This is a genomic window from Chryseobacterium phosphatilyticum, from assembly GCF_002899825.2.
Classification (GTDB): domain Bacteria; phylum Bacteroidota; class Bacteroidia; order Flavobacteriales; family Weeksellaceae; genus Chryseobacterium; species Chryseobacterium phosphatilyticum.
Genome location: NZ_PPED02000001.1, coordinates 520,924 through 542,711 on the forward strand (window position 1 = coordinate 520,924; position 21,788 = coordinate 542,711).

The 21,788-nt window shown below is 37.8% G+C and carries 23 protein-coding genes and 1 riboswitch; of the genes, 15 read left to right on the top strand and 8 right to left on the bottom strand.

The window, feature by feature from the left end; all coding sequences use genetic code 11:
• The first annotated feature begins 157 nt into the window (after positions 1-157).
• Positions 158-661 (top strand): GNAT family N-acetyltransferase, encoded by a 504-nt coding sequence (locus C1631_RS02355; protein ID WP_109710186.1) that lies wholly within the window; start codon positions 158-160, stop codon positions 659-661.
• A 13-nt stretch (positions 662-674) separates the two neighbouring features.
• Here the strand turns inward: C1631_RS02355 and C1631_RS02360 are convergent, their stop codons facing one another.
• On the bottom strand, positions 675-1,763 hold the full coding sequence (locus C1631_RS02360; RefSeq protein ID WP_109710188.1) for an alpha/beta hydrolase: 1,089 nt from the start codon (positions 1,761-1,763) through the stop codon (positions 675-677).
• Between the two features lie 153 nt (positions 1,764-1,916).
• The gene (locus C1631_RS02365; protein WP_103248556.1) at positions 1,917-2,306 is read right to left on the bottom strand and encodes a Fur family transcriptional regulator; all 390 of its coding nucleotides are present in this window, start codon (positions 2,304-2,306) and stop codon (positions 1,917-1,919) included.
• Between the two features lie 87 nt (positions 2,307-2,393).
• Between C1631_RS02365 and C1631_RS02370 the strand changes: the two genes are divergently transcribed.
• The 4 genes from C1631_RS02370 (at position 2,394) to C1631_RS02385 (ending at position 6,927) form a co-directional block, all read left to right on the top strand.
• Positions 2,394-2,732 carry a MerC domain-containing protein gene (locus tag C1631_RS02370; protein ID WP_109710190.1) on the top strand — a complete coding sequence of 113 codons (339 nt, stop codon included), beginning with the start codon at positions 2,394-2,396 and terminating at the stop codon, positions 2,730-2,732.
• Between the two features lie 3 nt (positions 2,733-2,735).
• On the top strand, positions 2,736-3,938 hold the full coding sequence (locus C1631_RS02375) for a GTP-binding protein (protein ID WP_109710192.1): 1,203 nt from the start codon (positions 2,736-2,738) through the stop codon (positions 3,936-3,938).
• A gap of 81 nt (positions 3,939-4,019) precedes the next feature.
• Positions 4,020-5,414, top strand: a complete 1,395-nt coding sequence (locus C1631_RS02380) for an alkaline phosphatase (protein WP_109710194.1) — start codon at positions 4,020-4,022, stop codon at positions 5,412-5,414.
• A gap of 190 nt (positions 5,415-5,604) precedes the next feature.
• Positions 5,605-6,927: a phosphatidylserine decarboxylase family protein gene (locus C1631_RS02385; protein ID WP_109710196.1), complete on the top strand. Its 1,323-nt coding sequence runs from the start codon at positions 5,605-5,607 to the stop codon at positions 6,925-6,927.
• Positions 6,928-6,987: 60 nt separating this feature from the next.
• On the opposite strand, the gene C1631_RS02390 is transcribed toward C1631_RS02385, so the two are convergent.
• Both C1631_RS02390 and aroQ read right to left on the bottom strand, forming a co-directional pair.
• Positions 6,988-7,650 carry a prephenate dehydratase gene (locus C1631_RS02390; protein ID WP_109710197.1) on the bottom strand — a complete coding sequence of 221 codons (663 nt, stop codon included), beginning with the start codon at positions 7,648-7,650 and terminating at the stop codon, positions 6,988-6,990.
• 33 nt (positions 7,651-7,683) lie between these two features.
• Complete coding sequence (aroQ, locus tag C1631_RS02395) at positions 7,684-8,247, bottom strand: gamma subclass chorismate mutase AroQ (RefSeq protein ID WP_228440965.1); 564 nt, start codon at positions 8,245-8,247, stop codon at positions 7,684-7,686.
• Positions 8,248-8,411: 164 nt separating this feature from the next.
• On the opposite strand from aroQ, the gene C1631_RS02400 reads away from it, so the two are divergent.
• Positions 8,412-8,894 carry a hypothetical protein gene (locus tag C1631_RS02400; RefSeq protein WP_103247329.1) on the top strand — a complete coding sequence of 161 codons (483 nt, stop codon included), beginning with the start codon at positions 8,412-8,414 and terminating at the stop codon, positions 8,892-8,894.
• A 77-nt stretch (positions 8,895-8,971) separates the two neighbouring features.
• Here the strand turns inward: C1631_RS02400 and C1631_RS02405 are convergent, their stop codons facing one another.
• A complete protein-coding gene (locus C1631_RS02405; RefSeq protein ID WP_109710199.1) occupies positions 8,972-9,235 on the bottom strand; it encodes a transporter suffix domain-containing protein in 264 nt (87 codons plus the stop codon).
• 441 nt (positions 9,236-9,676) lie between these two features.
• Positions 9,677-9,869, top strand: a riboswitch (cobalamin riboswitch).
• Positions 9,870-10,256: 387 nt separating this feature from the next.
• Between C1631_RS02405 and prpB the strand changes: the two genes are divergently transcribed.
• From prpB to C1631_RS02435, 7 genes are all read left to right on the top strand, one after another.
• A complete protein-coding gene (prpB, locus tag C1631_RS02410; RefSeq protein ID WP_109710201.1) occupies positions 10,257-11,165 on the top strand; it encodes a methylisocitrate lyase in 909 nt (302 codons plus the stop codon).
• On the top strand, positions 11,152-12,306 hold the full coding sequence (gene prpC / locus C1631_RS02415; protein ID WP_228440968.1) for a bifunctional 2-methylcitrate synthase/citrate synthase: 1,155 nt from the start codon (positions 11,152-11,154) through the stop codon (positions 12,304-12,306). The genes prpB and prpC overlap by 14 nt, the downstream gene beginning before the upstream one ends.
• 84 nt (positions 12,307-12,390) lie before the next feature.
• Positions 12,391-13,842, top strand: coding sequence for a bifunctional 2-methylcitrate dehydratase/aconitate hydratase (locus tag C1631_RS02420; RefSeq protein WP_109710205.1), 1,452 nt, complete (start codon positions 12,391-12,393; stop codon positions 13,840-13,842).
• A gap of 121 nt (positions 13,843-13,963) precedes the next feature.
• A complete protein-coding gene (locus tag C1631_RS24490) occupies positions 13,964-14,200 on the top strand; it encodes an aldehyde dehydrogenase family protein (protein ID WP_262510194.1) in 237 nt (78 codons plus the stop codon).
• Positions 14,201-14,229: 29 nt separating this feature from the next.
• A complete protein-coding gene (locus C1631_RS02425; protein WP_262510199.1) occupies positions 14,230-15,465 on the top strand; it encodes a CoA-acylating methylmalonate-semialdehyde dehydrogenase in 1,236 nt (411 codons plus the stop codon).
• 88 nt (positions 15,466-15,553) lie between these two features.
• The gene (locus C1631_RS02430) at positions 15,554-16,717 is read left to right on the top strand and encodes an acyl-CoA dehydrogenase family protein (protein ID WP_109710207.1); all 1,164 of its coding nucleotides are present in this window, start codon (positions 15,554-15,556) and stop codon (positions 16,715-16,717) included.
• 84 nt (positions 16,718-16,801) lie between these two features.
• Positions 16,802-17,875 (top strand): enoyl-CoA hydratase/isomerase family protein, encoded by a 1,074-nt coding sequence (locus tag C1631_RS02435; protein ID WP_109711421.1) that lies wholly within the window; start codon positions 16,802-16,804, stop codon positions 17,873-17,875.
• Positions 17,876-17,899: 24 nt separating this feature from the next.
• Here C1631_RS02435 and C1631_RS02440 read toward each other — a convergent pair whose 3' ends face one another.
• Positions 17,900-18,259, bottom strand: a complete 360-nt coding sequence (locus C1631_RS02440; RefSeq protein WP_103249834.1) for a four helix bundle protein — start codon at positions 18,257-18,259, stop codon at positions 17,900-17,902.
• Positions 18,260-18,375: 116 nt separating this feature from the next.
• Here C1631_RS02440 and mmsB point away from each other — a divergent pair, with 116 nt between their 5' ends.
• Both mmsB and C1631_RS02450 read left to right on the top strand, forming a co-directional pair.
• Entirely contained in the window at positions 18,376-19,263 is an 888-nt protein-coding gene (mmsB, locus tag C1631_RS02445; RefSeq protein WP_109710209.1) for a 3-hydroxyisobutyrate dehydrogenase, read from the top strand.
• A 34-nt stretch (positions 19,264-19,297) separates the two neighbouring features.
• A complete protein-coding gene (locus tag C1631_RS02450; RefSeq protein ID WP_109710211.1) occupies positions 19,298-20,080 on the top strand; it encodes an enoyl-CoA hydratase/isomerase family protein in 783 nt (260 codons plus the stop codon).
• Positions 20,081-20,229: 149 nt separating this feature from the next.
• Here C1631_RS02450 and C1631_RS02455 read toward each other — a convergent pair whose 3' ends face one another.
• Both C1631_RS02455 and C1631_RS02460 read right to left on the bottom strand, forming a co-directional pair.
• Positions 20,230-21,039, bottom strand: a complete 810-nt coding sequence (locus C1631_RS02455; RefSeq protein WP_109710213.1) for an anti-sigma factor — start codon at positions 21,037-21,039, stop codon at positions 20,230-20,232.
• 1 nt (position 21,040) lies between these two features.
• A complete protein-coding gene (locus C1631_RS02460) occupies positions 21,041-21,610 on the bottom strand; it encodes an RNA polymerase sigma factor (RefSeq protein WP_228440971.1) in 570 nt (189 codons plus the stop codon).
• Positions 21,611-21,788: the final 178 nt, after the last annotated feature.

Here is a 21,788-nt window from a genome sequence, read left to right on the forward strand (position 1 = left end):
AGTAGTCTTTTTCTTAAATCGGGCAATAAAAATAGTATTTTTATTTACTTTTCCCAACGGTATGATATGAATAGAGCCGTATTTATACCCATTCTGAATAACGATAGCAAAAGGTTATCCGTTTATTTTCCATATTTTTGAGCATAAGAACGGAATAATGATAGCGAACACCTCTTTACAGGACACAGATGAGATTTTTGAAGTTTATACAATAGCTTCGGATTTTAAGAAAAAAATATCCGGCGTACAATGGCCAGAATTTGATCAAAATATGATCGAAACTGAAATTAAGGAAAAGCGACACTGGAAAATTATGGTGGATGGTGCGATTGCCTGTGTCTGGAGTATTACATTTGACGACTTACAGGTATGGGGAGAACATAATGCTGATCCTTCCATCTATATTCACCGGATTGCAGTCAACCCTGATTTTAAAGGACAAAAATTTGTTGAACAGATCGTGGAATGGGCAAAAAACTATGCTGCAGACAACAATAAATTGTATGTGAGAATGGATACCACATCAGGAAATCAAAGACTCAATGACTACTATATAAAATGTGGGTTTTCACACCTTGGTCCAAGAAAAATAACCGATACTGAAGGACGTCCGGCACATTATCATAATGCTACGATGGAGCTTTTCCAGCTGGAAGTCTAGAAAAAAGTGTCAATTATTTACAGACAGGTTCCACATCATTAATTAAAGTAACCAATAATTTTCCGGGTTCCTCAATGGGAATCAAGTGAGCAGAATTTTCAAACCAAATTGCTTTTTTAAATGGAGCCTTTACATTTTTCAACCATTCAGCGGTAGGCTCTGAAGGGGTCGTATAATCATGTCTTCCCAAAAACATAAAAACAGGAATAGGAAATGTTTTTACATGGTTAAAATCAGTATCCAGAAACTCGGGAAGTACTTTGCCCAGAGTAAATAAACTCCCTTTACCAATAGCTTCTGCATCATTATATGAGTATTCAGGGGATAGCAGAGGTGCCTGAAAAAAAAAGCGGGAATTATTCCTGTAAGCTGTTAAACCTCCATAATATTGGGGCCATTTTCTGGCAATAATAATGCGTTGTCTTGTAATTGCAGTATTTCCCGGATAAGGTGATATAGATGTGAGTTCTTTTAGAGCGGTTTCATTTTTTAATCTGGTAGCTTCCTTTATGGCAAAATCAACACTTAAGCGTTCATTATCTTTTGTATTAATAATTTGTCCGATTCCAACATATGCATAAAATAAATCCGGTCTTTTTAAGGCCGCTTTCATGGAAATTATGGTTCCCCAGCTATGTCCTATAAGAATCACCTTTTTCTTTTTATATTTTTCTTTGATCAACTCGGCTAAATGGATCGCGTCCTCTACGTATTGATTGATATTGATTGTATTTTTCAGCTTCAAAGTATCATTGGCATTATATGTTTTTCCTGAAGCCCTCTGATCATAATTGACTACGGTAAAATATTCCTCAACAGGTCTTTGAAACATCCACATAACAGGAGAGATGGGAGAGGCAGGGCCTCCATGTACAAATAGAATAACGGGATTTTCTTTATTTTGGCCGCGAACATACACCCATTGTTTTACACCGCCAATATCAGCTTTATATCGTTCCTGAATTCCATTTGGATTGACAATAGAATCAAGATCTTTAATAATTTCCCGGGCTGATCCGTACTCATCACAAGGCTTGGTATTTTGTCCAAATAATGCAAGTGAAAAGAATAACACAATGATTGATATAGTCTTATTTCCCATCTGTTTTTATATGTTATCTAACAACCAAATTAAAAATATAATTTGAATAACTATATAAAAGACACTTTTACATCATATTCTATTACATACAGTTTTTTCAGTAGGTGAATCTTCTGAATATAGAACAGTCTAAAATGTGATGAAAATCCATTATTATTTTACAGCACATTTCGGACAAATTCCGCTGATGATAAAATTATATTCCTGAGGAATAAAATGGGCAGGTAAACTGATCTCAGGAATCGCATTTTCAATACAGGTTACCGAATGGCATTCTTTGCAATTGAAATGGATATGGTTATGAAAATGCTGTTCATGGGTACATTTACCAGTACACTTGGCAAAATTAACCACACCGTCAATATTAACAATCTTATGGATTTCTCCCTCATTTTCAAGACGTTCAAGAACTCTGTAAATGGTAACTCTATTACATAAATCTCCCAATTTTTTTTGAATATCCGAATGGGTAAGTGCAATATCTGATCCATTAATAAGATTCAAAATTTCAGTTTTGGCGTGAGTATTTCTTACTTGTTTCATTTTTTAATGCAACAAAGTTGCGATATTTAAAAATTAATGTATACTTTTGCAACAAAGTTACGATAACAAATTTAAATTCTATACTTTATGAAATCGAAAATACTGGACGCAATAGGAATATCAGCGGCAGTTTTATGTCTGATCCACTGCATTATCTTTCCTCTCCTGATGATTATTCCTTTAGGAATATCACACAACCCCTATATTGACCTTGCTTTTCTGATCATTGGCGCAGTTGTAGTGTATAGAGTGACGAAGAATATGACGAACCTATGGTTAAAATTGATGTTTTGTGTCTCAATTTTAATGATTTCCATTTCAGTAGTGACGGATCTTCTGTTTGAAATCCATACTCCTCTTATTTATATAGGTGCGGCAGGATTAATTATTGCTCACATTGTCAATTTTAAGAATCATAAACATTAACCTATGACTAAAAAACTTCCTGTGACTGTCCTTAGTGGTTTCCTCGGAGCCGGAAAAACTACTTTACTTAATCATATTCTGCATAATAGAGAAGGCCTGAAAGTAGCCGTTATTGTCAATGATATGAGCGAAATCAATATTGATGCACGTTGGGTAGAAAATCAAAATACGCTTTCCAGAACAGAAGAGAGACTGGTAGAGATGAGTAATGGTTGCATTTGCTGTACTCTCAGGGAAGATCTTATGGTGGAAGTAGAACGTCTTGCAAAAGAGAATCGTTTTGATTATCTGCTTATTGAAAGCACGGGAATAAGCGAGCCTGTGCCTGTAGCTCAGACCTTTACTTATGTCGATGAAAAGAGCGGAATTGATCTTTCCCGTTTCAGCTATGTTGATACGATGGTAACAGTGGTCGACTGTTTCAATTTTATAAAGGATTTTGGTTCTGCGGAATTATTAGCAGACCGTGATCTTACCGATATGGAAGGTGACTACAGAACCATTGTTAATTTGCTGACTGATCAGATTGAATTTGCCAATGTTATTATTTTAAACAAAACAGACCTTGTAGATCCTGAAACATTGGGATTCTTAAAAGTGACATTACAAAAACTGAATCCGGAGGCCAGAATCCTTCGATCAGAATTCAGTCAGATTGATTTGCATGAAATTATCAACACAAAACTTTTTGATTTTGATAAAGCACAATCATCAGCCGGATGGCAAAAAGAATTACAAAATGATCAACATACTCCCGAAACTGAAGAATATGGAATAAGCTCAATGGTATTCAGAGATAAAAGACCATTCCATCCGATGAGACTTTGGGAATACCTTAATGAAAGCTATCCTCAGGGAATTCTCAGAGCAAAAGGCCTGTTCTGGCTGGCTTCAAGACCCGATGATGCACTCAATTTTTCTCAGGCAGGAGGTTCCTTTCGTTTGGAAAAAGCCGGAGTATGGTGGGGGAGTATGCCTATGAGCCATAGAGTACAATATCCTTCATTTATTGAGAATCAAAAATTTATTGAAAGCCGATGGGACAAAGACTGGGGCGACCGAATTAATGAACTTGTTTTTATAGGACAAAACCTCAATAAAAATGAGATGATGGAAGATCTTCAGAAATGTCTCATCAGTAATCAGGAGAAAGAATATTTCGAACAAGGGAAATCTTTTTATGATCCCTTTCCAAGGGATATTTAAAAAACAAAATTAATCATTTGTTAATGCAACGAAGTTTCAGTAATTAGCAAGATATAGTACCTTGCTGTCATATTAAAAAAAATGGATAGAAGAAAATTTCTAAAGGGTTCAGCATTGCTTTCCGGGATTCTTACATTATCGCCATTTGAGCTTTTTAGCTCGAGAAACACTATATGTAGCAATACTATTGGAAGAGCAAAAAACATCATTTTCATGGTCAGTGACGGGATGAGTCTGGGTACGCTGTCTATGACCAATCTTTATTCGAAAAACATCCTGGGCAGAGAAAGCAACTGGATGAATTTGTATCATGAAAAGAAAGTCGTACGCGCTCTGATGGATACGGCTTCAGCAAGTTCTATTGTAACAGATTCAGCTGCAGCAAGTTCTGCATTTGGAGGTGGAATACGGGTGAAAAACGGCGTGTTAAATATGGGACCTAATGGAGAAAAGCACTTGCCCATATGGCAAAAATTTAAAAAAGCAGGCAAAAAAGCAGGATGTGTCACTACAGTGACCATTACTCATGCTACACCGGCAGGGTTTTGTGTAAATTCTGAAAAACGTAATGCTGAACCACAAATTGCTGAAATGTATGCCGATCTGGAAATTGATGTTTTAATGGGAGGGGGTGACGAGTTTTTTAATCCTGAAACAAGGGAAGATAAGAAGGATCTCTACACAGCCTACCAAAAAAAAGGATATCAGATTCTTAAAAATAATGCTGACTTAAAAAATCTAAAACCAGGCACTAAAACATTGGGTATCTTCAGTACGGGGGCTCTACCTTACAGTATAGATAGAACCCATCTTTCCGAATTTAAAAACACTCCGACATTAGCTGATATGGCAAAAACAGCTATTGATCAGATGAAAGATCATGCTAATGGTTTTGTACTTCAGATAGAAGGAGGCAAGGTAGACTGGTCAGCACATGCCAATGATGTAGCGGCTCTTATTCATGATCAGATAGCTTTTGATGAAGCGGTAAAAGTAGCTGTTGACTTCGCAGAAAAAGACGGAAACACTTTGGTTATCATCACCACCGACCATGGGAATGCCAATCCCGGAACCATTTATGGTAATGATGCCACAAAGAATTTCAACAGCATTTCGGATTATAAATACACCAACGAATATATTCTAAATAAAATACATAAAGAATATTCGTCAAAAGACGTCAAAGACTGGATATACGAAGGGAATAAGATTGTGCTGAATGATGATGAAGCCCGGCAAATTCTTGGTTTCTACAACGGACTTGAAAAAGAAGAAGGATTATATAATTATAAAAAGCTGCCCTTCAAACTTTATTCAGAAATTCAGAAAAAACATAATTCTGTGGGTTGGATCAGCATGGATCATTCAGGAGATTATGTAGAAGTAGCCGCCTATGGTCCCGGAAGCGAATATGTACAACCATTTATTAAAAATACAGATTTACACGACGTAATGTTGAAAGCATCACACATATGACAATGTTCATATTTTTCATATCATTTTATTTTTGGTTACAAGGCGAATTAATTCGCCTTGTTTTGTGTGAATAATATTTCGTGAACTTTTAAGTAGTTTTACGTATATCCCTTTAAGTAGAAATACTATTGTAGGTTTTGAAGAACAAAGGTAACTTTATAGTATAAAATAACCTTTAAATACTCATATCATGAACCACGTAAAGTACCGGGTAGGAAAATGGCTTCCTTCCGACAGAAATTTTCTCAATAGCTGGATAGAAAAAAAAGTGAATCAGGTCACTCAGAACAGGCTTCCTCTACGCCCGGCAGTCAATTCGCTCAGAGAAGCTATTTATAATGATCCTACTTTATACATGAGCTTTACAAGTATGTATGATGAGATCCCACAAGGCTATAATGAACCGGTAAAAAACTTTGAAACCATGCTTCTTATTATCAACCAGGTTTTAAACGAAGCACCGTGTTACAGTACAATAGAAGACAATATAGGGTTGGTGGGCTTTCCCATCAATGCCATTCTGGATTGGGCAATGGGAACACAAGCCGGATATTTAACATTCCTTCATCCTGTAGTCAATGAGAAATTAAGCGTTATTCTGGCAGAATGGAAAACCTTTCTGGAGTCTCCTGCTTCACAATATGTTTTAGTCGATGGTCATGTGACCCAACCACAACCTGATTATACCAATCCGGTTGGATGGTTTTCACCACAAGCTCTTGAAGCCATTGCTGCCATGGATCCTCTGAGAGGAAAAGGCAATAGCCCGCAAGATGCGTTACAAAATTTTATTTATAATTATCAATGTCAACCGAATCAGCCGCATTTCGGATATAAAAGCTGGGATGATTTTTTCACCAGACAATTTAATCCCGGTGTGCGGGAAGTAAGTCCGGAAGATCAGGACCCTTCAGTGATTGTTAATGCCTGCGAATCTGCTCCTTATAATTTTGTTACCAATGCCAAAATGAAAGATAAGTTCTGGATGAAAGGTCAACCTTATTCTCTGATCGATATTATGAATCACCATGAGCTGGCACAGCAGTTTGGGGATAACAGCACCGTATATCAGGCATTTTTATGCGCAAAAACCTATCATAGATGGAACAGTCCTGTAGACGGAAAAATAGTAGCAATTCAGAATGTTCCGGGAACCTATTATGCAGAAGCACCTATTGAGGGGTATGACCCTTCCGGGCCCAATGACTCTCAGGGATATATCACCGAACTGGCAGCCCGCGCACTGGTATTCATTCAGTCGGATAATGAAAAAATAGGATTAATGTGCTTTGTAGCCATTGGAATGGCTGAAGTATCCAGTTGTGAAATCACAGTCACAGAAGGACAACATGTGAAAAAAGGAGATCCTATTGGTACCTTTCATTTCGGGGGATCAACGCACTGTCTGATTTTCAGACCAGGAGTCAATATTGATTTCGATTTCCACGGTCAAACGCCGTGCTTAAATACCTACAACATTCCATTAAAAGCAAGAATAGGCGTAGTTTCATAGTAACCTGGAAACTCTCAATAACAGACGTAAAGATTAATGTAAATAAAGAGCTACCTGATATTATGGCAGCTCTTTATTCTTTTTTGAAATAATAATGAACTTTGTTCTATTATTTTTATCATCCTGAATATCACTGTTAATGATTTTTAGTTTATATAATCTTGCCGCTTCGGTATTGGCAATTGCTGCTCCATTTTCTGCAGGATGGTCTGATACCCATTGAGCAGCGGCAGAAGTAGAGGAGTATTCTATTCTGGGAACGGCAGGATAGAGACTGTCAATAAAATGACGAGACTGTCTTAGAGCTTGCGGATGAGAATAAATCTTTTTAACAGTTATTGTTCCGGGAACAATCATTAAATTTTGAGATATGGGCAGTTCTAATGAATCTTCAACCTGAATATCAGGAAACTCTTTCAAGGCTTTTTCTGTGGGTAAAACGATACCTCCAATCGAATTTTTTAAAGGAACAACCGCTTTTTCCACACTTCCTGAACGTACAGATCTAAAACAATCTTCGATACTGTTTTGAAATATCAACGTTTGTGACGGAAATTTTTTTCCGGCTGCCAGATGAGTAAATGATGCCGGAGGTCCCAGATATGCTATTTTTGTTACAGGATTGATTTTATTTGAAAGACAACTTCCCAAAAGACTTATCATTAGAATCCATCCTGTCAGATCTCGTACAAATGTAATTCTTGCTATACTTTTTATCAACATAAAGGATCATATTTTGGAATTAATTCATTGCGTTTATTTGGGGGTGCCATAGACTTCAAGAGGTTGTATTGCTGTTTCCACAACATCATTAGTAAATTCAGTACTTATTATTCTTCTGGCTTCTCTTCTCAATCTCAATATCGAGTGAGCGTGCAAAGGATTATGCTTGTTTTTTTTCAGTTCCAGCAATAACAAAGGAGTTAAACTGTCTAACACAGGACGAACTTCTGTAGCGAGGTTAGGAGCAGGATTGAAAGGAACCTGATTCTGAGCTTTCCATTGGCTATGCAATTGTCTTTGTACCATTTTACCGGCTTCAAATTGTGCCTGAAAAAAATGAATAGCCAGATTTTCATCTGCTCCCATCTTTTGTGCTTTACTTTTTACACTGTCTAAAATAACTTTTTCACGCACAGGATCGTCAATCGGAGCTTTTGTATTCCACTTACTTTTCGCAACCAAAGGAGCCACCTTCAGTCTTGTATCAATCAATTTCAGTAAAGGTTCGGTATTGTTCTTTTCATCGTAATGACTTATGCATGATGCCGTGCCTCCCAAACATAAGATAAGTAATAGAAACTTCAACAGTTTTTTCATCATCTGTTTTTTATTCTAAAAATAAACAATTTAATTGAAATTGTGGAGAAACCTGGCTCTTTGTCATATCCTATAAAGCATACATTTATTGTATAGAATTAAGGTGTTTATCTCTTTAATTTTAAAAACTTATCTTTACAAGACCAAAAACAAAATTTTATTATATGTCATTAACACCAGAAGGAGCTACAAAAGCTCAATTAGGCCCTTCGGAAAGAGCCTCTGTTGCCAATGCACTTCTTGCAGGCTTTGAGAATATCAGCAAATACAACACCGGAGTTTGTCATGATGTAGTTGCGTATACACTTTATATGAGAGGCGCCAGCATCAGTCCCAATGATTTATCAGAACTCACAGGCCAGGCATGGCTGAGGAAATTTAACTATTTAGGAGGAGAAAAATGGGACGGATATTCCGTAATCCCTAAAGGAAAAGCCCTTGGATTCTACAGGCTGATAGACAAAACTTTCTTTCATTCTGCAATTACAACAGAAAACATAGATTATGCCCGCTCCGTGAATGGAGGAAAACTAGGCGCAGGATGGGATAGAGCTGTAGATTTTAAATGGGAATTAGGAAACAGGAACGAAGATGGAACTTTTAATTTTGACGGAACAAAAATAGAAGTCTATATTTCTTCTTTGTAATAACTTACAAGACAGAAACAAAAAAGTTTCTGTCTTTTTTTATCTATTTTCCCACATAGACCTCTGTCTTATGCCTTTCAATCTTTCTTGTTTCTTATCTTTTGTCTTAATCCAAAAAATTGGGTAAAAGATTCCTTTATTTTCTCAGTATATCCTTTTCCGGAAAGGGTAATAGTGATGAGAAATAAAAGCTCCCCCAAAATTAATACGACCAAAATTGTTGCCGCTTTATTGGGAAAATCTAAAAGAAAAAGAGCGGGAATTGCTACCAGACACAACGATCCAAGAACCAGAAAAATATATTCCGGTTTATTTTTAAGATTGAACTTTTCTTTCGGCATTTCGTCGGTTTTTTCAAGACAAAGCAAGTTATTTTAATAACCAAACCGGTTTGTTTTGTTATTCAAATGTATTTTAACGACAGTGAAGTGTCATTTTCAGCATTTGAAACAGAATTTTAAATTTGTCAAAATAAAATGTCTTTCTGTTCATCCATCGTAAAGACGCGGAGAAGGATCGAAAATTTCATAAATATGTAACATGATTTTCTTCAATAAAACAAAAAGAAGGGTACACTTTCTATTCAAAGCATAATTTTTGGTGTTAAAAAAATTACAAATATTGTTAAAATTAACTATTATTTCCCTTCAAAATAAAAGTTTCAAGAGAAAATATCATCCATATTTTCAATGGTTTAAAGCTTTTTTCAAATAAAATACAAATCCCAATGCGGCTGTTTCAATAAAATGGCTATATTTACCACCAAGGAGTTCTTAACACCTTCTTTATCAACCAAAACTGGTTACACTTAGCTGTGTATTAAAAGGGAATCGTGTGTAAATCACGAACTGTCGCGCAACTGTAAGTAACATACCAAGGTTTTTATCCAATAATGTCCACTGTTTGCTCAGGTAAATGGGAAGGATGATAAAAACTGTTACAAGTCAGGAGACCTGCCTGTTTTGAATTGACGATGCTTTCGCGGTCTGAAGCTTATAGTCAGGTATGATATGATATGGATAACAGTGTGATTAATACTTTTATGTGCTCATCCTATTGCTTGGATAGATGAATGATGCAATACATCCGCTATTAGCCTATATGCATATTTTCCTTTCTCTAATTTTTATTTCCCCTAAAGTATTGTGAAGCAACCAGAACTTTATATGGTTTAACCCCTTTAAAAGTTGATAAATATGCCCATTCACAATCCCGGCTATCTCAATCTGAAACAACAGGTAGAGATAGGAAACTACTTTATACAAAGTGTTTTAACTGATTCTGTCCATCGGATTTCTGACTGGTAACTATAGCTCAACAATCATCACAAATACCTATTTAACTAAATGATAAATATTAACAATGACTAAAAATGAACGCTTAGAGTCACCCGGTTTACGGTTTCGGGAGGCAATGCAAAAAGAAAATCCACTCCAGATTGTTGGAACCATTAATGCCAATCATGCATTACTGGCACAGCAGGCAGGTTTTAATGCTATTTATCTTTCAGGAGGGGGCGTTGCAGCAGGTTCTTTGGGAATTCCAGACCTTGGAATCACCACCCTTGAAGATGTATTGACAGATGTCCAGCGCATTACCAATGTTTGTGATTTACCGCTAATAGTGGATGTGGATACAGGGTTTGGACCTTCAGCATTTAATGTTGCCAGAACAGTCAAATCACTTATTAAAGCCGGAGCCGCAGCACTTCATATTGAAGACCAGGTAGGAGCAAAACGTTGTGGACATCGTCCCGGAAAAGAAATTGTAAGTAAGGATGAAATGTCAGACAGGCTAAAAGCTGCTGTTGATGCAAGAACAGACGATCAGTTTGTTATTGGAGCCAGAACGGATGCTTTTGCCAGTGAAGGATTAGAAAAAACAATAGAAAGAGCAATAGCGTATAAAGAAGCCGGTGCAGACTTCATTTTTGCCGAAGCCGTTCCTGATATTAATTTGTATCAGAAATTTGTGAATGCTACAGGAATTCCTGTATTGGCCAATATTACTGAATTCGGCATGATCCAGATGTATACTGTTGATGAACTTAAAAAAGCTGGAGTAGAGCTGATCCTTTACCCGCTTTCAGCTTTCCGTGCTGCCAATAAGGCTGCTCAAAATGTTTTTGAACACATCCGCAAAGAGGGTACACAAGCTCATGTACTTAACACCATGCAAACCAGAGAAGAACTCTACACAAGCATCGGATACCATGATTATGAACAAAAATTAGATAACCTTTTTAAAAAGAATAATGATGTCAACAAGTAATGAACCTACGTTTAAACCTAAAAAAAGCGTAGCGCTTTCAGGAGTTGCTGCCGGTAATACAGCACTTTGCAGTGTCGGAAAAAGCGGCAATGATCTCCACTACAGAGGATATGATATATTGGACCTTGCCGAAAAAACACAGTTTGAAGAAGTAGCTTACCTTTTAATTTATGGTCAGTTACCTACAGAAGCTCAGTTGAAAAATTACAAGGCGAAGTTGAAATCCTTAAGAGGATTACCTCATTCTGTACGAAATATTTTAAAAAGTATCCCTGCTGCTGCCCATCCTATGGACGTTATGCGTTCTATGGTATCTGCAATCGGAAGTATCCAGCCGGAAAAAGACGATCATAATATTGCAGGGGCAAGGGACATTGCAGATAAATTACTGGCCTCTTTCAGTTCAGGATTATTATACTGGTATCATTACACCCATAATGGTAAAGAGATTAATGTGGAAACCGATGATGATACAATCGGAGGACACTTCCTTCATTTACTTCATGGAAAAAAACCTTCTGATTCGTGGACCAAAGCCATGCAGATTTCTTTAAACCTGTATGCAGAACACGAATTTAATGCTTCTACTTTTACCAGCCGTGTTATTGCCGGAACAGGTTCTGATATGTATTCAGCAATCACAGGGGCTATTGGCGCTTTGAGAGGGCCAAAACACGGAGGAGCCAATGAAGTTGCTTTTGAAATTCAAAGCCGTTATAATTCACCGGATGAAGCGGAGGAGGATATCCGTAAGCGAATTGCTAATAAAGAAGTCATTATCGGATTCGGACACCCGGTTTACACTATATCAGATCCACGAAACGTTGTGATCAAAAAGGTTGCCCAGGAACTTTCGGAAGAAGCCGGAGACATGCTTCTGTTTAGTATTGCAGAAAGGCTGGAAACCATCATGTGGGATGAAAAGAAAATGTTCCCGAACCTGGATTGGTTCTCTGCAGTTTCTTACCATTTAATGGGAGTACCCACCCTGATGTTTACCCCATTATTTGTTATTTCAAGAGTAACCGGATGGAGTGCTCATATCATTGAGCAAAGACAGGATGGGAAAATCATTCGTCCAAGCGCCAATTATACAGGCCCTGAAAACAAAGAATTTGTCCCGATCAACAACAGAAAATAAATAAAATTTGAAGATTTAAAGGAGCCGAAATACTACTATTTCCCACTTTAAACTTTCCATTTTTCCATAAATTAAAACTATACAATGAGTTCACACATTTCAAATGAAAGACCGCAACCGGATAAAGTATTGACAGATATTGCGGATTATGTACTAAATTATGAAATCAAAAACGAATTAGCCTGGAAAACGGCTCATTACTGTCTTTTAGATACTCTTGGATGTGGCCTGGAAGCACTGACTTATCATGCCTGCACCAAACTTTTAGGACCTGTCGTAAAAGGGACTATCGTTCCTCATGGAGCAAAAGTTCCCGGTACTCAATTTCAGCTGGATCCTGTGCAGGCAGCCTTCAATATCGGAGCTATTGTCCGTTGGCTGGATTTTAATGACACCTGGCTGGCTGCTGAATGGGGACACCCTTCGGACAACCTTGGAGGTATTCTGGCAACTGCGGACTGGTTATCCAGAACACAGATTGCAGAAGGAAAAGCTCCTTTAAAAATGAAACAGGTTTTAGAAGCAATGATTATGGCTCATGAAATTCAGGGGGTGATGGCATTGGAGAACTCTTTCAATAAAGTAGGACTGGATCACGTATTATTAGTAAAATTGGCTTCTACAGCAGTAGTGGGAAAACTGATCGGTTTAACCCGTGATGAGATGATTAATGCGGTGTCATTAGCTTTTGTAGATGGACAATCCTTAAGAACATACCGTCATGCACCAAACACCGGTTCCCGTAAATCATGGGCAGCGGGCGATGCTACTTCAAGAGCGGTGCGACTGGCTCTCATTGCCCAAACAGGAGAAATGGGATATCCTTCCGTTTTAACCGCTAAAACATGGGGATTCTATGATGTTTCTTTTAAAGGAAATGAGTTTAAATTCCAGAGAGAATACGGTTCTTACGTTATGGAGAATGTATTGTTTAAAATATCTTTCCCCGCTGAATTCCATTCACAAACTGCTGTGGAAGCAGCCATGACATTACACCAGCAATTAAAAGACCTTGGAAAAACAACAGATGATATTAAAAAAGTAACGATCCGTACTCATGAAGCTGCTATTAGAATTATCGATAAAAAAGGACCATTAAATAACCCTGCAGACCGTGACCACTGTATTCAATATATGGTAGCAGTACCTATGATTCACGGAAGGCTGACTGCAGCAGATTATGAAGATAATATCGCTTCAGATCCTAGAATTGATATTCTTCGTGATAAAATAGAATGTGTGGAAGACACTCAATTTACCACAGATTATCACGATCCTGAAAAACGTTCCATTGCCAATGCGGTAACCGTAGAGCTTAATGATGGAACGGTATTAAAAGAAATCGTGGTAGAGTATCCTATTGGTCATCAACGCAGAAGGGAAGAGGGAATTCCAGAACTCATCAAAAAATACAAGATCAATCTTGCCCGTATTTTCCCGGAAAAGCAGCAAAGAGTGGTATTGGAGAATTCTTTGGATTATGACAAACTGATCAGCCTTAATGTCAACGAATTTGTTGACCTCATGGTAATTTAATAATAATGGAGAGTTGAAAATTGAAGGTTGAAAATGATGAATATACAGAGAGCTGTACAAAAACATAGTATTTTAACTATCATTTTCAACTTTTCAACTCTCCACTTTCAATTCAAAAAAAATGTCACAAAAAGTAAAATTATTAATTGACGGAAATTTTCGGGACAGTAAAACAACTGAATATCTTCCAGTAGAAAACCCTGCTACACAAGAGATTCTTGCAGAGGTTCCTCTAACCCTGACAGAAGAAATAGACGAAGCTATTGAAGTGGCTCAGGAAGCTTTTAAAACCTGGAAAGAGGTAGCTACCCCTGAAAGAGCAAGATTCTTTCTTAAATACCAGCAGCTTTTATTTTAAAGGAACATCAAAAAGAAATTGCAGAAATCCTGTCCAAGGAAAATGGAAAAACCTTTGCAGATGCTATGGGAGATGTATGGAGAGGGATCGAAGTAGTAGAACATGCTTGTAATATTCCCACTTTGATGATGGGGGAGACCGTAGAAAATGTAGCAAGAGGAGTTGATACCTACAGTTATATCCAGCCATTGGGTGTTTGTGCAGGAATTACCCCTTTCAATTTTCCGGCTATGATTCCTTTATGGATGTTTCCGATGGCTATTGCCTGTGGTAATACTTTTATCTTAAAACCTTCTGAGCAAACTCCCATGACTTCAATGAAAATGGCCGAACTCTTTGTGCAGGCCGGGTTTCCGAAGGGAGTATTAAACATCGTTCATGGTTCTAAAGATCAGGTGAATCATATCCTGAACCATCCTGAAATCAAAGCGATTTCATTTGTAGGGTCAGTTCCGGTAGCAGAGCATGTCTACCGTACAGGAACTACCAATCTGAAGAGAGTTCAGGCTTTTGGAGGAGCCAAAAATCATATGGTGGTAATGCCTGATGCCAATAAAAACCAGGTTATCAATAATCTGGTAGGAGCTTCTTGTGGTGCAGCCGGTCAGCGTTGTATGGCGATCAGTGTTGCCGTTTTGGTAGGTGAGGCACAACAATGGGTTGATGATATTAAAACAGCTTTAAGCATGATCAAACCCGGTGTCTGGTCTGATGAATCAGCTGCCTATGGCCCTTTAATTAATAAGCAATCCAGAGAAAAAGTTGTAAGACTCATCAAAAGCGCTTATGACCAGGGAGCTGAAGTACTTTTAGATGGAAGCAACTGCCATGTTGAAGGTTATGAAAACGGATATTTCGTAGGACCAACTTTATTTAACAACGTCTCTGTTGAGATGGATATTTATCAGGAAGAAATCTTTGGGCCGGCATTGTTGCTTTTAAAAGCAGAAACGCTGGATGACGCCATTCAAATTATCAATGCTAATCCTTATGGTAACGGAACTTCCATATTTACCAATTCTGGAGCGGCAGCCAGAAAATTTCAACACGAAATTGAAGTTGGACAAATAGGCGTTAACCTTCCTATTCCCGTTCCGCTTCCGTTTTTCTCGTTTACAGGATGGCGAAAATCATTCTTTGGCGATTTGCATTCCTACGGGAAACAGGGAGTCCGTTTTTATACAGAAACCAAAACCATTACTGCCCGCTGGTTTGAAGAAGATGTGCCGGGTGGTAACGTGAACATGACCATCAGCCTTAAGTAGATGAAAATTGAAAGTGAATAATAACCACGTTTTCAACTCTCATTGCCGGATTTTTTAATGCTAACATTTTAATTTTAATAAACCTAAGATGGAATTTAACCTAAATGAAGACCAGCGGGCATTCCAGGATGCTGCCAGAAGATTTGCCGAAAAAGAACTCTTTCCGTTTGCCTCTGAATGGGATGCAAAGAAGATATTTCCACGGGAAGCTATTACCAAAGCCGGAGAACTGGGCTTTTGCGGGGTTTATACCGGAGAAGAAAATGGTGGTTTGGGGTTATCCAGATTAGATGCTGCGATTATATTTGAAGAATTAGCAGCAGCCTGTCCATCCACCACAGCCTACATCACCATTCATAACATGGTTTCATGGATGATTGATCAATTTGCTAAAGATCCTGTCAGGCAACAGTTATGTCCTGAACTGGCTTCTGGAAGGCTCTTAGGCTCTTATTGCCTGACTGAGCCGGGATCAGGTTCTGATGCTGCCGGATTAAAGACAACCGCCATAAAGAAAGGAAACAAATACATCATCAACGGAACAAAAGCTTTTATTTCAGGAGCGGGAGAAAGTGATATCCTGATTGTAATGGCTCGAACTGGCGATGAACCGGGAGCCAAAGGTATCAGCGCTTTTATTGTACCAGCCCAAACCAAAGGAATCAATTTTGGTGAAAAAGAAAAAAAACTGGGATGGAATACCCAGCCTACACGGTTTGTATTTCTGGATTGCGTAGAAATCGATGAAGATTTTCTTCTGGGTGAATTGGGAGAAGGCTTCAAAATTGCATTGAAAGGACTGGATGGTGGCAGAATTAATATCGGAACATGCTCAGTAGGTGCAGCTCAGGGAGCCATCAATCAGGCACAACGATACATGCATGAAAGACAGCAGTTTGGAAAATCACTTTCCCATTTTCAGTCTCTTCAGTTTAAAATAGCGGATATGGGCACAGAACTTGTTGCAGCCCGTCAAATGGTACATCTGGCAGCATTTAAGCTTGATTCTCATGACCCGAATGCCACAACGTATTGTGCTATGGCCAAAAGACTGGCTACAGATATGTCTTTTAATATTTGTAATGAGGCCTTACAAATACTTGGTGGCTATGGTTGTACTCAGGATTTCCCTGTAGAAAGGCTGATGCGGGATGCAAGAGTACATCAGGTAGTAGAAGGCACTAACGAAATTATGAAGCTCGTTATTTCAAGGAAAATGCTGGAAGAAGGAGCTACTTTACAAATCAGATAAGTAATAATGGAAAAAGCTTACAATAAAAGAAGTCTGTTTGGACCAATAGCTTTCAATTTTCCACTTAACTCTCAATTAAAAAAAATGAAATTAGTATTAACCGAGATCAAAAATAGAGTAGGGTATATCACCCTGAATTCTGAAAAAACACTCAATTCTTTGTCATTACCCATGATCGAGGAATTACAGCAAATACTGACTGATTGGAAAACTTCAGATGAAGTCCTCTGTATCTTTCTTCAGGGAGCTGGCGAAAAGGCTCTCTGCGCAGGTGGAGACGTAAGAAAACTCTATGAAGCAATTGTCAGCCAGAAAGCTATTGATCCTACACAGGTTCCCAAAGATTGTTACGATTTCTTTTTCAAGGAATATGAAGTAGATTTTGATATTCATACCTATCCCAAACCGGTTATCGTCTGGGGGCACGGAATCGTAATGGGTGGAGGAATAGGCCTGATGGTAGGCGCTTCCCATCGTATTGTTACTGAAAAAAGCAAACTGGCCATGCCTGAAATTACCATCGGACTTTATCCTGACGTAGGCGGAACATGGTTTTTGAATAAAATGCCTTCTGCTTATGGAATGTATCTGGGATTAACCGGAACCAGGCTGGATGGCGCCGATTGTATTTTCTTAAATATGGCAGATTATTATGTAGAATCCTCTTCAAAAGAATCTATTATCAATGCTTTAGAACATACAGAATGGAAAGATAACCCTCATACAATCGTTTCCCTTATTCTCAATACAATATCAGCAGAATTTAAGGTTTCAGAATCACAAGCTCAGGCGCACCAGTCATTTATTGGTCAGTTTGAAAAAGTAAATTCTGTAGAAGAATTTAAAAGCGTACTACTCAATCATGTTGATAAAGATGAATGGATTAGTAATGGTTTAAAAAGCCTTGAAGCAGGTTCACCAAGCTCAGCACACATTATTTTCAGACAGCTGCAGCAAGGGAAAAACTTAAGCCTGGAAGAAGTGTTCCAATCAGAACTGAACCTTTCCTGCCAATGTTGTCTTCATCCTGATTTTGCAGAAGGAGTAAGAGCTTTACTGGTAGATAAAGACCTTATGCCTAAATGGCATCCCGCAACATGGGATGACGTCACTGAGGAATGGATTAACTCGTATTTTAAATTGAGAATTGAGAATTGAAAATTTGAGAACCGTTGGTCAATTTTAATTACTAGTCTGCCCTTTTAATGTCTTTACAATGGACACCAGTAGCCTGACCAATTCTTCAGCTTTAGGAAATATTGAATTATAAATAGATATATCAAGTATGCTGCTGTCCTTTAATAATTGTAGCCAATATAAGGTTTCATTTGCCTCTTTGAGAGAGATATTAATTTTATTGAGAAAGTCTTTTTTACTCTGTGCATGCTCTGCTTCCCGTATTAATGCCCCAATGGCTGTTCCTGAACGTAACAATTGTTTTGACAGAATCAATTCTTTTTTGTCAGAAGATAAATGTTGATACACTTTAATTACTTCTAAGGCGAATGAATAGGATTTATTCAAAATAATATTTTCTTTCATATACTTGGATTTTCTCAAATTTAAAAAATAACCCGTTATGATTTCCATCAATTTCAACTACTAACTTCAAGTCTATAATTTTCAATTTTTAACTTTCAACTTTCAATTAAATAATTATGTCAAATATAGCATTCATAGGATTAGGAAACATGGGTGGCCCAATGGCGGTCAACCTGGTAAAAAAAGGTCATCACGTTGTTGGTTTTGATCTTTCAGATTCAGCATTAAACATACTGGCTTCTGCCGGTGGACAAACTGCAGATTCAGCGGTAGAGGCAGTTAAAGATGCAGATATTGTGATCTCAATGCTGCCTTCCGGTAAGCATGTCGCGGAACTATATTCTGAGGAGTTTATAGATCAGCTGAAGCCCAATACTTTATTGATTGACAGCAGCACCATTGATGCTGTTACTGCCCGTTCAGTTGCTGAATTAGCCAGCTCTAAAGGTTGTAAAATGATCGATGCACCTGTTTCAGGAGGAACCAGTGGCGCCCAGGCCGGAACCCTCACTTTTATTGTAGGTGGAAGGCAGGAAGATTATGAAAAAGCACGTCCTGTTCTCAAGTGTATGGGACAAAATATCTTTTATGCCGGGACCTCCGGAGCCGGTCAGGTCGCTAAAATCTGCAATAATATGTTGTTAGCCATTCACATGATCGGTACCTCTGAAGCGATTAATCTGGGAATAAAGAATGGCCTGAACCCGAAGGTTTTAAGCGAGATTATGCAGAAAAGTTCCGGTAAAAACTGGTCTCTGGAAGTATACAATCCTTACCCGGGAGTGATGGAAAACGCTCCTGCATCGAGGGAATATTCAGGAGGTTTCGCTGTGGATTTAATGACCAAAGACTTAGGATTGGCAGCCGAAGCCGGATTGGAAAGCAAAACATCAACACCACTTGGAAACACAGCCTTAAACCTTTACAGAATGTGGAGTGATGCCGGAAATGGAAAAATAGATTTTTCAAGCATCATACAATTCTTACATAAAGAAGAGAAATAAGAACCGTTCAACAGATAATATGCAAATCAACAAAATGAATTTTGAAACATTAGTTTACCAGCAAAAACATCATATCGGTAGGTTAACCATTAATCGACCACAGGCATTAAACGCTTTAAATGATCAGGTTTTACATGAACTTACCTTATTTGCCAACCAAATCAAATCTGATAAAAATATCAGGGCACTCATCATTACCGGTTCAGGAGAGAAAGCTTTTGTAGCAGGAGCTGATATCAAAGCAATGCAGGAAATGACACCTCAAGAAGCGGAAGATTTTTCAGCAACAGCTCAAACAGCATTCAATGCTATTGAATCATTACCATTTGCTGTCATTGCTGCGGTAAATGGCTTTGCATTGGGAGGAGGATGTGAGCTGGCGTTGTCCTGTGATATTATTTTAGCCAGTGAAAAGGCAAGGTTTGGACTCCCTGAAGTTACTTTAGGACTATTGCCCTGCTTTGGAGGTACACAACGTCTTCCAAGAGCTGTGGGGCTGTATAAAGCAAGAGAAATGGTATTTTCCGGAGAATTTTATTCAGCAGAAAAATGTAGAGAATTCGGTTTTGTAAATCGGGTTATCGTACCGGAAGAGCTGTTGAATGAAGCTCAGAAACTGGCTGAAACAATCGCTTCCAGGGGACCTGTAGCAGTTGCAAAAGCGAAACAATCTTTAAATACCGGATTTGAACTGCATATCAGAGACGGATTAAAACAAGAGGCAACCTTATTTGGAGAATTATTTTCAACAACCGATCATCACGAAGGGATAAGCGCCTTTATAGAAAAAAGAGAACCTCATTTTAAAGGAGAATAATCAATACTGTTCATCCTTTAAAATACTAACCACATTCAAAACAATGGGTTAAGGAGAAAATACCATGGAAAATAACCAAGGTTTTCCATTTTTTACAATCCGATATTTGATTACCCGGAAGAGATTCCGGGTTTTTACTTTGTTAATAACTAAACTCCACCCATTACATACATATTTTCCATCGTAGGTAACTTACTGCCTCCCTGTTTTTCAAGAGTAATGGCGAAGGCTTGTGCATTTGGAATATTTGCGAGTGCTATTTTAGTATCTTTTTCTTCGGTGTACATTCCTGCGTCTACAGGTTTTCCGTCCTGAATCGCCCAAAGTTGGTATTGCATTCCTTCAGGTGCTTTAGGTAGATTTTCAGCATTCAGATAGACTTCTTTGGTCTTTTTATCCCAGAAAACCATCGCCTTGGAATCTGTGTGTTTTTCTACTCCTTTTAACATCACCATTTGCATATCAGGATTAGAAAACATCTCTATTTTCCGGTTCATCTTTTGCATGGCAATATCCTGAGATTGCTTCTCCGTCTTTATCTTTGCCATTTCCTCTTTTGCCTTGGACTGATTATTCATCCAGAAGAGATTGCCAGCAATGCTTAATAAAAATAATACGGAAGCAGCAATGGAAAATGTTTTCCAGTTATTATTTCCCTGAATTTTAATTTCTTCCTGAGGTTTTGCAGCAGGAATATCCGTGGAAACGACAGGTTTTATTTCTTCAACCCTCTGTTCCTGTTGGATCTTATTCCAGATCTTGGATTTTAAATCTCCCGGAGGTGGTACAGCCTGTGCTGTAGCAAGATGTTCCAAAGTAAGTTGTGCTTCTTCAAAAGCCGCTTTTACTTCAGCATTATTCTTCATCACACACTCCAAAATCCCTGCTTCCTCGGGAGAAGCATGGCCTAGAATATAAGATTCTATAATTCCGGATGATATGTATTCTTTAGTGTTCAATTTATTGATAATCTTTAAGCAAATCTTTTAATTTCATCAATGCGTTCCGCATTTTCGTTTTTACCGTTCCCAGCGGTATCTTCAGTTTTTCGGATATTTCGTTCTGGGTATATCCCTGATAATAAGCCAGATTGATAAGCTCTTGTTTATCAACCTCCAGTCCTTCAAGCACATTATTAAATCCAATATAATCAGATGAATGGTTTGATGTAGAAAGCTCTGTGGTATTATATACGAAATCTGGAAGCGGTTGGTTCTTGAGATTGTTTTGAAAACTTTTTGATTTCAGATAATCTATTGCAGTATTGCGGGCAATATTAATCATCCATGTATAAAACCGCCCTTTAGAAGAATCATATTGCTGGATTGAATTCCAGATTTTAACAAAAACATCCTGAATGATTTCCTCGGTATATTCTTTAGATTGAACTATCCGGAGGATGACCCCATATAATGCCCCGGCATAATGGTCATACAAATAATGAAAACCAACTTCGTTTTTTTCTTTGAGTAAAACGATAAGTTCTTCTTCCGAGTAGATTGTTTTGATAGTTCTTGTTTTTCGTTTCAAATGTAATAAAATTCTAGATATAACAATCGAAAATTAAATATTCTTTTATATCAATCAATATTTCTGAAAAACAGGTAGAAAAAAATAGTAAAAAGAATATATAGATGGTGTAATTCTTTAAAATAATCATAAAAAAATAAGACTTTATGGGGTAGATTTAAATTTAATTAAAAATAAT

Excerpts from the sequence above, each read along its gene's own strand:
- C1631_RS02355 (WP_109710186.1), top strand. The coding sequence starts at position 158 with ATGATAGCGAACACCTCTTTACAGGACACAGATGAGATTTTTGAAGTT.
- C1631_RS02360 (WP_109710188.1), bottom strand. The coding sequence starts at position 1,763 with ATGGGAAATAAGACTATATCAATCATTGTGTTATTCTTTTCACTTGCA.
- C1631_RS02365 (WP_103248556.1), bottom strand. The coding sequence starts at position 2,306 with ATGAAACAAGTAAGAAATACTCACGCCAAAACTGAAATTTTGAATCTT.
- C1631_RS02370 (WP_109710190.1), top strand. The coding sequence starts at position 2,394 with ATGAAATCGAAAATACTGGACGCAATAGGAATATCAGCGGCAGTTTTA.
- C1631_RS02375 (WP_109710192.1), top strand. The coding sequence starts at position 2,736 with ATGACTAAAAAACTTCCTGTGACTGTCCTTAGTGGTTTCCTCGGAGCC.
- C1631_RS02380 (WP_109710194.1), top strand. The coding sequence starts at position 4,020 with ATGGATAGAAGAAAATTTCTAAAGGGTTCAGCATTGCTTTCCGGGATT.
- C1631_RS02385 (WP_109710196.1), top strand. The coding sequence starts at position 5,605 with ATGAACCACGTAAAGTACCGGGTAGGAAAATGGCTTCCTTCCGACAGA.
- C1631_RS02390 (WP_109710197.1), bottom strand. The coding sequence starts at position 7,650 with ATGTTGATAAAAAGTATAGCAAGAATTACATTTGTACGAGATCTGACA.
- aroQ (WP_228440965.1), bottom strand. The coding sequence starts at position 8,247 with ATGAAAAAACTGTTGAAGTTTCTATTACTTATCTTATGTTTGGGAGGC.
- C1631_RS02400 (WP_103247329.1), top strand. The coding sequence starts at position 8,412 with ATGTCATTAACACCAGAAGGAGCTACAAAAGCTCAATTAGGCCCTTCG.
- C1631_RS02405 (WP_109710199.1), bottom strand. The coding sequence starts at position 9,235 with ATGCCGAAAGAAAAGTTCAATCTTAAAAATAAACCGGAATATATTTTT.
- prpB (WP_109710201.1), top strand. The coding sequence starts at position 10,257 with ATGACTAAAAATGAACGCTTAGAGTCACCCGGTTTACGGTTTCGGGAG.
- prpC (WP_228440968.1), top strand. The coding sequence starts at position 11,152 with ATGTCAACAAGTAATGAACCTACGTTTAAACCTAAAAAAAGCGTAGCG.
- C1631_RS02420 (WP_109710205.1), top strand. The coding sequence starts at position 12,391 with ATGAGTTCACACATTTCAAATGAAAGACCGCAACCGGATAAAGTATTG.
- C1631_RS24490 (WP_262510194.1), top strand. The coding sequence starts at position 13,964 with ATGTCACAAAAAGTAAAATTATTAATTGACGGAAATTTTCGGGACAGT.
- C1631_RS02430 (WP_109710207.1), top strand. The coding sequence starts at position 15,554 with ATGGAATTTAACCTAAATGAAGACCAGCGGGCATTCCAGGATGCTGCC.
- C1631_RS02435 (WP_109711421.1), top strand. The coding sequence starts at position 16,802 with ATGAAATTAGTATTAACCGAGATCAAAAATAGAGTAGGGTATATCACC.
- C1631_RS02440 (WP_103249834.1), bottom strand. The coding sequence starts at position 18,259 with ATGAAAGAAAATATTATTTTGAATAAATCCTATTCATTCGCCTTAGAA.
- mmsB (WP_109710209.1), top strand. The coding sequence starts at position 18,376 with ATGTCAAATATAGCATTCATAGGATTAGGAAACATGGGTGGCCCAATG.
- C1631_RS02450 (WP_109710211.1), top strand. The coding sequence starts at position 19,298 with ATGAATTTTGAAACATTAGTTTACCAGCAAAAACATCATATCGGTAGG.